16 protein-coding genes are annotated in these 13142 nt (G+C 40.7%); 15 read left to right on the forward strand and 1 reads right to left on the reverse strand.

All coding sequences use genetic code 11. From position 1 onward, the window contains the following. Positions 1–109: 109 nt before the first annotated feature. The 3 genes from L0951_RS12230 to L0951_RS12240 all read left to right on the forward strand — a co-directional run bounded on the left by L0951_RS12230 (position 110) and on the right by L0951_RS12240 (position 5430). Positions 110–1270: a T9SS type A sorting domain-containing protein gene (locus L0951_RS12230; protein WP_234111543.1), complete on the forward strand. Its 1161-nt coding sequence runs from the start codon at positions 110–112 to the stop codon at positions 1268–1270. Between the two features lie 217 nt (positions 1271–1487). Continuing rightward, positions 1488–4142: a 4-alpha-glucanotransferase gene (locus L0951_RS12235; RefSeq protein WP_234111544.1), complete on the forward strand. Its 2655-nt coding sequence runs from the start codon at positions 1488–1490 to the stop codon at positions 4140–4142. 274 nt (positions 4143–4416) lie between these two features. Further along, positions 4417–5430 (forward strand): hypothetical protein, encoded by a 1014-nt coding sequence (locus L0951_RS12240; protein WP_234111545.1) that lies wholly within the window; start codon positions 4417–4419, stop codon positions 5428–5430. Positions 5431–6124: 694 nt separating this feature from the next. Here the strand turns inward: L0951_RS12240 and L0951_RS12245 are convergent. Next, positions 6125–6535 (reverse strand): helix-turn-helix domain-containing protein, encoded by a 411-nt coding sequence (locus L0951_RS12245; RefSeq protein WP_234111546.1) that lies wholly within the window; start codon positions 6533–6535, stop codon positions 6125–6127. A 97-nt stretch (positions 6536–6632) separates the two neighbouring features. Between L0951_RS12245 and L0951_RS12250 the strand changes: the two genes are divergently transcribed. The 12 genes from L0951_RS12250 to L0951_RS12300 form a co-directional block, all read left to right on the forward strand. Beyond that, positions 6633–6848 (forward strand): hypothetical protein, encoded by a 216-nt coding sequence (locus L0951_RS12250; RefSeq protein ID WP_234111547.1) that lies wholly within the window; start codon positions 6633–6635, stop codon positions 6846–6848. A gap of 142 nt (positions 6849–6990) precedes the next feature. Beyond that, positions 6991–9045 carry a hypothetical protein gene (locus tag L0951_RS12255; RefSeq protein ID WP_234111548.1) on the forward strand — a complete coding sequence of 685 codons (2055 nt, stop codon included), beginning with the start codon at positions 6991–6993 and terminating at the stop codon, positions 9043–9045. 17 nt (positions 9046–9062) lie between these two features. Beyond that, entirely contained in the window at positions 9063–9941 is an 879-nt protein-coding gene (locus L0951_RS12260; protein ID WP_234111549.1) for an ATP-binding protein, read from the forward strand. Then, the gene (locus tag L0951_RS12265) at positions 9942–10568 is read left to right on the forward strand and encodes a hypothetical protein (RefSeq protein WP_048500789.1); all 627 of its coding nucleotides are present in this window, start codon (positions 9942–9944) and stop codon (positions 10566–10568) included. A gap of 18 nt (positions 10569–10586) precedes the next feature. Further along, on the forward strand, positions 10587–10982 hold the full coding sequence (locus tag L0951_RS12270) for a hypothetical protein (protein ID WP_048500814.1): 396 nt from the start codon (positions 10587–10589) through the stop codon (positions 10980–10982). A gap of 5 nt (positions 10983–10987) precedes the next feature. After that, complete coding sequence (locus L0951_RS12275; RefSeq protein WP_048500791.1) at positions 10988–11227, forward strand: hypothetical protein; 240 nt, start codon at positions 10988–10990, stop codon at positions 11225–11227. Then, positions 11220–11393 carry a hypothetical protein gene (locus tag L0951_RS12280; protein ID WP_160304069.1) on the forward strand — a complete coding sequence of 58 codons (174 nt, stop codon included), beginning with the start codon at positions 11220–11222 and terminating at the stop codon, positions 11391–11393. The genes L0951_RS12275 and L0951_RS12280 overlap by 8 nt, the downstream gene beginning before the upstream one ends. Positions 11394–11405: 12 nt before the next feature. Then, positions 11406–11633, forward strand: a complete 228-nt coding sequence (locus L0951_RS12285; RefSeq protein WP_234111550.1) for a hypothetical protein — start codon at positions 11406–11408, stop codon at positions 11631–11633. Position 11634: 1 nt separating this feature from the next. After that, positions 11635–12330 (forward strand): DUF3164 family protein, encoded by a 696-nt coding sequence (locus tag L0951_RS12290; protein WP_234111551.1) that lies wholly within the window; start codon positions 11635–11637, stop codon positions 12328–12330. 63 nt (positions 12331–12393) lie between these two features. Then, complete coding sequence (locus L0951_RS12295) at positions 12394–12822, forward strand: hypothetical protein (RefSeq protein WP_048500489.1); 429 nt, start codon at positions 12394–12396, stop codon at positions 12820–12822. Further along, entirely contained in the window at positions 12819–12941 is a 123-nt protein-coding gene (locus tag L0951_RS13730) for a hypothetical protein (protein ID WP_262486488.1), read from the forward strand. The genes L0951_RS12295 and L0951_RS13730 overlap by 4 nt, the downstream gene beginning before the upstream one ends. Before the next feature lie 2 nt (positions 12942–12943). Continuing rightward, on the forward strand, positions 12944–13142 hold a 199-nt coding region (locus tag L0951_RS12300), incomplete at its 3' end, for a hypothetical protein (RefSeq protein ID WP_234111552.1).

Genomic DNA, 13142 nt, shown 5'->3' on the forward strand with positions numbered 1-13142 from the left:
CAGAAATATTATGATTCCTCATTTCAAATTTAACAAAATAATCGAACAGCACTTTAAAATAATTCCTAACTTAGTTCTCTCAAAATCACAACTTTAAAAACAATTAATTATGAAAAGAAAACTCTTTACTTTAGCAATGTTGGCATTTGCTGCAGGCATTTTTGCCCAACAAGATATATATGCGCTTACCGGGAAAAGTTCTCAGGCGATTCAGTTTAGTGATTTCCGTGCAATTGATGTGAACCATGGTATTTCTGGACAAATCATTTTCAGTTCGGAATCTGCACCTCAGGTTTTTTCCCAGGTTCAGAATAGAAATGTGACAGAAACCCAAAATACGTTCAACAATTCGCAAGCAGTTTCCATGGCTTCTCTAGCATATGACCAAGCCAACGGAAAATTGATCTATATTCCAATGTTTTCAGGAAATATCTATGTTTTAGACCAAAAATCAAAAAACATTACTTTGGTTGAAAGTCAGGCCATCAAAACTACTTCTTGCGATTTGGCTTCCCACATCACTAGAATGGCAACTGGTGCCGATGGAAATATCTATGCGATGAGCAATTCCGGTTCTCAGCTGATTCAGATATCCAGAAAAGACGGGAAATATATTTCGGTGGATTTAGGAATGGTAAAAGATGATTCCGCAAATGGAGAAAATTCTTTAAAGGTTGTCACCAAAGGTTTCGGGGGAGATATTGTAGCGGATCTGGCGAATAATCTTTATGTCTTTTCGGCGTCCGGAAATGTTTTTAAAGTTTCATTAAAATCAATGACTGCCCAATTCATCGGTAAAACCTCCGGGCTTCCTGAAAATTATTCGGTGAACGGAGCCGCTGTCAATTCCCAAGGAAATGTGGTGGTAGCAAGTGCAAAAGGGGAACAGATGTATGAAGTTGCCATCACAGATTTGCAGGCGAAACCCATCGCGGGAAACCTGAAACTGCCAATTTACGATTTGGCAAGTCCATTTTTAATCGGTGAAAAATTAAACCTGGTTTCTGCAACGGGTTCTGATATTTATCCGACCAAAGTGACCGAAGATCAAATCAATGTGAGAATTGACGGTAAGAAGCTGCACGGCAATATTTCCGTGGAAGTCTATGATTTTTCAGGGGTGCGGATTTTGCAGAAAACGCTTTCTAATATCCAGAAAATCAATCCGCAGAGCGTTGATCTGAATAATTTGAAATCTGGAATTTACGTGGTTTCAGTTTTGGATCAAAACGGACAAGTACTTATGAGTAAAAAGATCTATGTGGAATAGATTTTAAAAAAAATTCAATCTGTAAAATGGCCTTTCCAATTTCATTTGGAGGGGCTTTTTTTCTGTATTTCTGTGTGTTATGGAACTGTGGTTGTAATTGTCTGAAAATGAGATAATAGACCTTGTTTAATACATTGAAAATGTGCTGGTTTTTTCATCGGTTGATGGTGTTTTTTTGTAACTTGCACCTTTAAAACAGCATGTTTAAATTTTCGAGATGAAACTTTATTTTAATATCAACTTCAAAACCAAACTGGGCGAGAAATTGCAGGTTTTGGTGATGGAAGAGGGAAGTGACGATAAAATCCATTTCCTAAAATACACCGACAACGGAAACTGGAAAGCGGAAGTAGATTATTTTTCCAAGACGATTTCCTACAAATATCAACTCACGGACGAAGGCGGAAACATCCTTTACGAGGAACTTTCACTTCATCATCTCAATTTGCCCCACAGTTACAGCGAATTCGCTATTTATGACTACTGGAATCTGAAAAATTTCCCGGAAAATTATTTGAACAATAAAATCCTTAAAAATAATTGGCAGGGTTTCAAACCCGAAAAAGTTTCCGTATTGAAAAAACACACTCATCTTTTCAGGCTGGAAGCTCCAATCTATAAAACCCATTGGAGGGTGGTCCTCCTGGGAAATTGCGAACCGTTGGGAAATTGGGAATGGCTTAATGCAGTAGCGATGGCGCAAACAGATTTCGGAGTTTGGGAAGTTGCTGTGGAATTGCCCCAAAATCAAATCATCCAATACAAATATGGATTACTAAACACGGATACCGGGAAGGTTTTCGACTTGGAATATGGCAACAACCGTTTCGCATTGGCTAATTCGGAAAAAAACACCCTTCACATAAAAGCCGACCACTTTTACAAATTCAAATCTTACGAAATGTATCATGCAGCCGGAGTGGCTGTACCGGTTTTCGCTTTGAGGAGTGAACACGGTTTCGGCGTAGGTGAATTTCCGGATCTCAAAATACTTGCAGATTGGGCGAAGAAAACCAACCTTTCACTCATCCAGATTTTGCCGATCAACGATACAACCGCCAATTTCAGGTGGACCGATTCCTATCCATACGCTGCGATTTCAGTTTATGCGCTTCATCCGCAATATCTCTCCCTTGAAAATCTAGAATATTCTTTACCGAAGGATTTAGTTGAAGGATTTAAGGCCGAGAAAGCAGAACTTAATTCTCTGGATCTGATTGATTACGAGCAAATGATTTCCGGAAAATGGAAATATGCAAAAGCGGTTTTTCAGGAGGCGAAAGAAGAAATCCTCAAGGATAGAAAATTTAAAAAATTCATTAAGGATCAAGAAAGTTGGCTGCTTCCATACGCCGCATTTTGTGTACAAAGAGATAAATATAAGACACCAAATTTCAACGTCTGGAAAACACATAAAAAATACATCGCCGGTAAAGTTGCCTCCTTTTTCAGTCCGAAAAGCAAAGATTATGAGGAGGCAATGCTTCATTCCTGGATTCAATATCAGTTGCATCTGCAATTGAAAGACGCAGTGGAATATACCCACAATTTGGGAATTTCCCTGAAGGGAGATTTGCCGATCGGGATTTACAGATATTCCGTGGAAGCGTGGACCGAGCCGGAATTATTCGGCATGGATTTTCAGGCAGGAGCACCACCGGATCAGTTCACAGAATTGGGTCAAAATTGGGAATTCCCTACCTACAATTGGGAGGCAATGAAGGAAAACGGCTACCAATGGTGGAAAAACAGGTTCAAGGCACTGGAACAGTATTTCGATGCGATGAGAATCGATCACATCCTTGGTTTTTTCAGGATCTGGAGAATGCCGATGAGCGCGACTCAGGGAATTTTGGGATATTTTTATCCGGCAGTTCCGGTAAAAATGGAGGAATTTCATGCCAGAAATATTCCTTTTAATTATGAAAGATATTGCAAACCTTTTATCAATGAACAGGTTCTTTGTGATTATTTCGGCGAAGAAAGGGAGGCGATTCATAATGAGTTTATGCATAGCCACTTTAACGGGACTTATTCCTTAAAAGAAGAATTCGATACGCAAAGAAAACTGAAGGATTATTTCGAGGAAAACCCTCATCCATTGGAGGACCAGCTGATTTCCCTCTGTGCAAATGTGCTTTTCCTGCAGGAAGATAAAGGAAATGAAGGATTGGTGTACCACCCAAGATTCAATATTGATAAGACTGATTCCTACAAATACCTGAGCGATGGCGAAAAGCAGGCGATTTATGATTTGTACATTGACTATTTCTTCAAAAGACAGGATGGATTGTGGTACCAAAACGCCATGGAGAAACTTCCAATGATTCTGAATTCCACCAATATGCTGATTTGTGGGGAAGATTTGGGACTCGTTCCAGATTGTGTTCCACAGGTGATGGACCGTTTGGGAATTACCGCACTGAAAGTTCAAAGAATGCCTTCTGATAATAGTCCGTGGTATAATCCGAAAAATGTCGGTTACATGAATGTGGTAACCGCAAGTTCGCATGACAGTTCCACGCTTCGTCAGTGGTGGCATGAAGACCGGACTTTGACCCAGAAGTACTTCAACCAACAATTGGGACAATACGGAACTGCGCCTTGGAATTTGGAGCCGGAACTGGCGGAAATGATCATGAAGCAGCATCTCTACAATGAGGCCATGCTCGCTGTTTTCCCGATTCAGGAATATTTTGCAACGGATCCGCATTTGGCCAATCCGGAAATGGAAAACGAGAGGATCAACGAACCGGCAGTTTTCCCACATTACTGGCGATACCGAATGCATTTGAATTTGGAAGATTTAGTGAAACAAGATGATTTCAACCGTAAGATTTCTTCCTGGATAGTGGAGTCGAACCGGATTTAGATTTTTTATACCAAAATATTTTTAATAAACATTTAAATATACTCTTCAAAACAGGCTTCAGTGAAGAATGTTTTATCTTCTGATTATCAGTATCATTAATTATTTTTCAGGGAAGTTGAAACTTTGGTTTTAACTTCCTTTTTCTTTTTCAATCCAATAAAATGGAAATTCCAGCGAATTCTTTATTAAAGGTAATTCGCGGAGATTTGAAGGAAATTATTTGGCATGTTTTTCTAATGAGGAAAGTAAAATGCTTAAAAGAGATTCTTATACTATGAAAAAATTACTACTTGGACTTTCAATGTTGGCAGTGACATTGATTTCCGCACAGAATTATCCGGATTCTTATCCGAACTATGGTGGGGGAAATAATAATCAAAACCACGGCTATTACGGTGACGAGGAAGATTCGTATTATTTTCCAGACGATTATTATTACCAGTATCCTTCGGATTATTATACCAACTCCTATTATGAGTCCTGTTATAACGATTATGTAAGGAGCATCAATGCGGTCAACTGGAATAGATTTTTTTCCACCTATCGTTTGGCGCCTTGGCAAATCCGCGAAATTATCTATCTGAACCAAATGTTTCCGTCTTTTTCCGCTTGGGATCAGTATTACAGGTACAATCCGGACCGGTGGTATTATGACAGATTTTATGCTCTGGAAAGAATTTTAGGACCTAGAATTTTTGTGGTTTTCCAAAATAGGTATTATGGCGGTTATAGTCCCGTAGTTTATTACCAGAATTACAGGGCAAGACATTATGCCAGAAATATATATGTGGTTCCCAGATACAGGAAAATCAACATCAATGTATATCGAGTAGATCGGGACCGCTACCACGCAGATAAACCAAAACAAAATTGGGGTTCCATCAACGGAACAAAAAACGGCAACTCTCCTAGAATTGGTGATGCACCGAGAACTGGAAACCAGAACGGCGGATTTAGAAACGATACCAATCCCGGCCAAAATGGAGGTTTCCGAAATATTCCCGGCATGGAACCGCGCACAGAATCAGGTACCAAAAGCGGTGGATTCAGAAATGATTCGGGAACTGGAGGTTTCAGGTTAAACGAAGGTTCGCAACCAAGAGGTGAACAAAGGACCGGGAGCGGTAGTTTTCGAAATGATGTGGAAACAAAAGAAAGTTCCATCAGAAACACCGCACCAGAAAAAAGAATAGAAAAAAGTCCGAATCTGAGGAGCAACGACGGTGCCGGATTCAGAACTCCACAAAACTCCGGTGGAAATTCCGGAATGCGATTCACATCGCGATAATTTTAGTTTTTTTAATGTTAATAATGATGGAGGGCAGTTTCAGAAATGGGACTGCCCTTTCTCAATGAGCAGATTTTTTTTGGCACAAAAATGGAAACCTCATCGATACAACCAAAAAAATATTAAAAATGAAAAAGTTATTAATGTACACCCCTCTAAACTAATTGTAATAATATAACAGTAAACAAAAAAGCCAAAAAAGCCAATATTTAAAGCACTTTCGGGGTATTTTTGCTTTGAATGTTGGATGAAACGAAATGTAAAAATATGACTGTTTGCTACCATTTTATTACCGTTTTAAACATCATTTAATTACCGTTTAAATCTATCTGCTATAATATTCCCGCCAAAGGTACTAATATTACCATTTAAAGTCTTAAAACTGCTGTTTTGAGACTATTTTTTTTCCAGATAGCTAAAAAAAACGGCAAGTGATCCGCAGAAAATAAGCTTCAAAAAAAAGGAAGTAAATTCCAGTGGATTAACACTTGGATTAACACTTGGATTAACAATTAACAGTAAAAAAGCAATCAGAAACAAACGTTATTACTGCAAATAACCCATTAAAACAGCATAAAAAGCGGTTTTGGATGCTCTTATTTGCATTGTATTTTAGTTATTATTAATATGTATATGTGCTGATTATCAATGTATTATACTAATTAATAAAGACCATCAGAATAAAAAAGATGTGTTACTTGGATCCTTTTGTTAGTTTAGGTGTAGGTTCAGCAACCAAAGAATAAGCTTTTTGCGCCTCTGATCTTTTATTTTGTAAACTGATATTTTCTGATTTCAGTTTTTCAAGCTGATCCTTTAAATCGATTACCTGGCTTAGCAGCACATTGTTTTGTTTGGCCAGTTCATATAAGTTTTTATAGTCTATTTGCTGTTCCTCCGCTTCTGGAGCCTCACCGGTGACCAGCCAATCCAGGGATCTTTTCAAAATCTTGCTTATTTCCACAATTTGCAATAGCGTAGGCATGACCTTACCCTTTTCTATTTTAGAAAATTGTGAAGGATCCATTTCAAGCCTGTTGGCGACTTCTTTCTGGCTAAGTTTCACCAGCTCTCTGGCTTCCTTAATTCTGTTTCCGATGGTCATGACATGTGTATTTTTATATAAAAAGTGGAAATATTTTCCATTTTTATTTTTTTAAATGGAAATATATTCCTTTCTTTGCTTCATAATTGAAACAAAAATGAAAACAGACAAACCTACAAAAAAAAGACAATCCTACAATACAGAAATCATCAATGCGATTTCTGTGGAGTTTGGAGTATCCACACAATTCGTTAGGCAATGCATCCGAAAAGAAAAACACAGCTTAACCGCCGACACGATCGCCAAGAAATACCACGAGCTGTGTAACCCAACAAAACAGGCTTTACAAAACTTTAAAAATAACCCGCTATGAAATTCATTTACTCATTCAAAAGACACACATTTTACCCATTAAATGGGAGCAAAGTGGAAGTAAGAACCCAGCACTCTATATTACGTGGTCTGATCACCTGGACCAGTACAAAGTCTTTTACTAACGAATTATCCGTGTAGCTATGCCACATTTCTGGAACCATACAAATACTGTCGCGGTATTTCCGGAAGAGCTTATTCCGGAATTCTGGAAGAACCAGGCGTGCCTGTCGGTGGAGATCAGCCGAAACCGAAACAATCCGTTCGGCGTGAAAGCGCTACAGCGTGGCGGCGGTAAAAGCAGGAAACTGGTGATCGATTTCGATTCACTTCCCAATCACATCCAGCAGAAACTGGGTGATCCGCGCAAAGTAGAACACAATCTGCTGTATTTCTACAAAACCGATTCTGTGGCAGTTGATTTTTATACCAACTTCACGCGCCCAGACGGATCTTATCTTAGCCCGGATGAAAAGCAGCGCTATATTACGAATGCAAGTGTACTGATCAGTATTCTGAAGCTTCGTGAAAAACACCAGATCGAGCGTTTGAAATTAGGAATGTCGCTGAAAGGGCTTAATACATTCCTATGTGAGGAAAGCAATTCTTTCAATCCGATACTTTTAAAAAGATTCGAAATTCAGCACAATCTGCCGACGCATCCAACCCGTTTTAAAGAAGCTTTAAACGAGTTTGAAATGTCATTTAATGATTACCCTTACAATTTCGCGGCGATCATTAAAGATATCGAAGGAAAACGAAAACAGAATGCCAGAATTGTGGATGATGTTACGGAAGCGATACTTAACGGATTATTTGCCAATATTTCGCATAAACCAACAGCAACCGAGATTTACAGAGCTTATGAAGCCTTCCTGAATGGATATGCACAGGTTTACAACGAAGATACCGGTGAAATCTACGATCCAAAAGGATTCCCAAAACTATCTGAAAGCACAGTGCGCCTTTATCTGTCTTCCTGGGAAAACAAAGCGGCAACTTACAAGCAGAGATCCGGCGACCGCCAAAAGTATATGGGGCAATTTAAACCGCCTCATCAACTGGAGCGACCAAAATTCGCAGGATCACTTATTTCCATCGATGACAGGAACCCGCCGTTCAAAGATCTTGACGGTAACCGGGTTTGGTTCTATAACGGAATTGATCTCGCGTCTGAATGTTTCACTGTTTTTGTTTACGGCAAAACAAAAGAAGGCATTATCACAGAGTTTTACAGACAGATGGTCCGCAATTACACCGAATGGGGAATTAACTTGCCGGACGGTCTTGAAGCTGAAAGCGCATTGAACAGCAGTTTCACCGACACTTTTCTACAGGAAGGATATATGTTCCAGAATGTTCGAATCGAAGCGAATAACGCTCGAGGGAAGCGAATTGAACGCTATTTCGGTGCATTGCGTTACGAAGTTGAGAAACAGCGTGAAGGATGGTTGGCCAGACCGCACGCCAAATCTGAAAGTAACCAGATGGGAGCGAAAGCAGTTCCGCAGATTCCTTATGATCAGATTGTGGAAGGCGCTATTCAGGATCTGTACACCTGGAATAACTCACCACACTCTCAGGATCCTTCAGTTACCCGATGGGAATACTTCCTGCAGAACCAACACCCGGAACTGAAGCCCACCAACTGGAAAGCGATCCTTCCATTCCTGGGATATCACCAAAAATCATCCTGCAACACCGGATATATCAAATTACAGGGTAAAGCCCGCGCCATTGCGCAGAACGGACAGATCTGTTTGGGTGAACCTCTGATTAACGTCATGAAATCAATTGAAGGGAAAGAAATTGACATTTACTGGCTTGATGATAACGCCGGAAACGTGATGAAAGCGCTCGCATTCTATGAAGGCAGATTCATCTGCGAAGTGCAGGAAATGCCGAAATACAATAGAGCGGTCATTGAACGGACAGCAGCTGATGATGAAGCGCGCGAGATCCAGAGCAGCTATGTTTCCACCGTGGAAGGTTTTATCCGTCACCAGGAAAAAGCACTGATGAAAGTCAACATCTTCCAGCAGCCGAAACCAGAACCAAAAAACGGATTCTTTATCCCGGGCATGGAGCACAACCGGTTCCAGCCACAAACCACAGACGCTGAAATCATAGATACCGATGAAGCTGAAAAAATGGCCATGGTGCCATCTGTAAGCTGGCAAAACTCATTCTTTAAATAACAATAAAATTACACAACATGGAATTATCATTAGAGTACAAACAGCAGGTTAGAACGGCATTACTCGAACGCCGCCCAAATTTCGGCGGAACGGACGGCCAGTTTGCAAAGATCTACGGAATTAATGGAGCTGTTTTCAGCAGACTGAATAAAGGCGAAATCGACGGACTTATCTCACCAAGCCAATGGCTGCAGATCGGCAGAGAACTGGGCGTGAACAATAAGAAAAGCAGCTGGAAAGTGGTACGAACCAAAGTATATACAGAAATCGAAAGCAGTATTCAGTTCTGTCAGCAGTATGCGCGCTCTATGGTCCTTGTGGATGCTTGTGGTATCGGTAAGACTTTCAGCGCAAAAAACATCGTAAAAACCATGCGAAACGCTTTTTACATCGATTGCTCACAGGCGAAAAGTAAACAGTTATTCGTGAGACATTTCGCAAAAACGCTCGGTATTGATAACAAAGGAAAGTACGTGGATGTAAAAGAGAATTTGAAGTATTACATCAATCAACTCGAAACTCCTGTTTTTATTCTGGATGAAGTTGGTGACCTGGAATATACCGCCTTTCTGGAGTTGAAAGAACTCTGGAACTCCTGCGACGGTAACTGCGGATGGCTGATGATGGGTGCCGATGGTTTGAGAAACAAGATCCAGAAAGGGATCAATAACAAGAAAGTTGGTTTTGCTGAAATATTCAGCCGATTTTCAGACGAATTCATTCAGCTTACGCCCAATGGCGTACTTGATAAACAGGCATTTTACAGTGAATTGCTTACGCAGGTTGCCACCGCCAACCACACCGGAACCCAACCGGTAGAAACTTTGGTTAAACAATGTCTTAAAAAAGAAGCTACACTGCGTCATTTAGAAACGCTCATTAAAATTTCGGCGTAAATGAGGACCTACACAGTAAGTAACATTCTGAGCCGGAAAATGAAGATCCTGGAACTCGTGGGTATCTGGCTGGAAATCTTCGGGAAGCCGGAAAGAACCGGAAAGGTTTGGATCATCTACGGCGAAGAGAAGCAGGGAAAAACGTGGTTCGCCATGTTGCTGGCTCAATTCCTTAGCACACTTGAACCGGTGCTTTATATCTCAGCTGAGGAGGGTTTAGGATTAACTTTCCAGGAAGTGATCCAAAGGGCGCATTTTGACCCCAAAAACAAGAAGTTCAAAGCCTACGGTTATCTGCCACTTGCGGAGCTTCGGGAATCGCTTAAAAAGCGCTACGCACCGAAACTGGTTTTCATCGACAACGTGACGTTTTACAGCGATGAACTAAAGAACGGCGGTCTGCAGGAACTGGTGAAAGAAAACCCGGACAAACTCTTCATCTTCCTGGCGCATGAAGAGCGTGGTGAACCTTACACCGCCACAGCAAAGATGATCAAACGAATGGCGGACAGAATTGTGAGAGTGCAAGGTTTGGTTGCTACAGTAGGCGGCAGAACCACCGGCGGACAGTTCGTTATCGACCAAGAAAAAGCAATGATCCTTCACGGATCTGATATAATTAAGTAAAAAAAACAATTCACAACAATGAAAACAATCACCAACCCAAACAACCCAAACCGAACGCTGGTAAAAAAAGCGCTGGGTTACAACGACTGGGGTTACGATAACCTGATTCATCAGTTTTTTGTGACCTGGTGTGAAGCTATGGCGATGAAGTTCTTTCATAAGGACCGCGACCTGATTTCAAACGAAAGCCTATTCGTATACTACAACAAACAGTGGCAGATCCTGGTAGAAAACAGGATGGTCAATGAATACGGCGGATACATGATGAACCAGATACAGGATTCTGCCAAAACTTACTACAAGTTTCTGTACGACTTCGCGATGGATCTCGAGAACTATTATCCGGCTTCGCTGATCCGAACTGTAAAACCAAAAGAGAGAACAAAACCTAAATATCAATTTAATCTCAATTAAAAATTATGACAGAAGAGTTAAAACAAGAAGTGAAGGACATCCTTCAAAAAATGAGTGATGCTAAAGTTCCGTGCCTTTTCCTGGCATTTGATGGTGAACATTTCACCAATCTGCGAAACTGCAATCTGCAACAGGCGGCACAGCTCATGATCAACCAGATTGAAAGTTCGGAAGAACAGAATGGAATCTTTGTAAAAGAGCTGGAATTATTAAATCAACCAATCCCGGAAGAAACCGATGGATAATGAAAAATTCCCATACACAGAAGCGGTACTGGATATGATGATCCGCACCACGAAGGAAGCAATGGAAACGGTTGAAGATAAAGCCGATTACGATCAGCTCCACGACCGACTGAAAGAACTCAGAGAACACAAAAGACAGTTAATTATTCTAAACAATACACTTTAAAAAAAACGATTTATGACACCAGAAGAATTTGAAAAACAGTTTGAAGCACTTGTAAAAAACGCCCCGAAAGGTTCTACGCTTTTTTGCACCTATTCCAACGACGATAATAAGCGTCCAACTATACTTTTTGCACAAGGCAATCCGATTGAAATCATATTTGATTTGACAAAGTTTGCCAATAAAGAGTGTGAGGCTAAACGAATATTAACCACAGCTGCAATGGCTATAAATACATTTTAACATGACAGTAGATATTACCAAACTTTCACCGGAAGAAAGAAAAGCAATCATCACCCAGGCGCGCGAGCTGGAAAAAAAGGAAAAAGACGAACGCGCACAGAACCTTCAGGCGCTGGAAGATATCGCCAAAGAAGTGGTGCCCGCATCGTTTTCCTTACTTCAGGAAGCATCCGACAATCTGGCCAAAGCCAAAGAAAAAGTATTCCGGGACTTCATCGATTATCTGAAACTGAAGATTGAAACTATGGGCGTGAAGAGCAACCAACAGAGCCACACCGTTACTTTCGGTTCGCAATCTATAAAGTTAGGTTACCGGATTACCGACGGATATTCAGATGATGCCGGTTACGGACTGGCAATGGTACACCGGTTCCTAGGAACGCTGGCCAAAGATGATAATTCAAAAAAACTTATCGGAGCCATCACCCGTTTGTTGCAGAAAAACACCAAAGGAGATCTGGACAGTAAAAAAGTTCTCGAGCTCAGACAGATTGCAGACCGTGATTATCCGGATAGTGATTTACAGCGCGGCGTGGAAGTAATCCAAAACAACTACCGCCCGAAACTGTCAAAGTGGTTTATCGAAGCTTATTTCACCGACGGTTCAGGCGTTGAAAAGAGTCTACCGCTTTCGATCACCGGCGTGAACCTTCCGGAAACTGTAGATCTCACCTTTTTACTGCCAAAAGAAGATTAATAACAATAGGTCTCCGGTAAATGCCGGAGACCTTATAAACCTCCATTATAATTTAAAAGCCTTATGTCAACAATCACTAAACCACAAATCCAGCAGCTGCAAACCATCTGCAGCGGTAAATTCCGAAACCGGGAAGAACGGCTGGAAGCGATCAGCGAAATGATGGGAGTGGAAGTAAATTCCATTACAGAACTTAACCGATTACAGGCTGATGAACTGATCTATTTTTTTAACACCGGAAAAACACTGGATCATTCTTCCTGGGCATTGTTTGATAAGTACAATACACAGCACAAGACGGTGCTCAGTCTTTGTCATCAGCTCGGCTGGGTTCAGGAAGCCAATCCGCATTTTGTGGATCTGCAGCGTTTGGGCGGTTGGCTGAAAAGCGACAGAAGCCCGGTGAAATTGCCTTTAAAGGAAATGAACCGCACGGAATTATCGAAGATCATTTTTGCATTACAAAACATCTTAAAATCAAATTATAAATGAATTCACTACTACTGTTCGGAATCATCCACTTCATTGGCGGCGCCGTATGCGCTGTGATGATCCGTGAAATTGCCAATGTCAGACGTGCTATTAAAGAATTAAAAAAACAAAATCATTAAAAATGAACACACTAAAAATTCAAATTCCGGAAGGCTTCAAAGTAGAATCTTTCGATGAAAAAAGCGGAACAGTAAAATTCGCACCACTTCCAAAAGACGTTACCGAAAGAATTAAAAGCATCGATGATGCTGTTGAAGAACTTGGCGAAAATGACTTAGAAGTTATTGAATTACGTAAACTTCAAAAAGCAGAAATAACCA

Source organism: Chryseobacterium sp. R2A-55, assembly GCF_021401085.1.
Taxonomy (GTDB): domain Bacteria; phylum Bacteroidota; class Bacteroidia; order Flavobacteriales; family Weeksellaceae; genus Kaistella.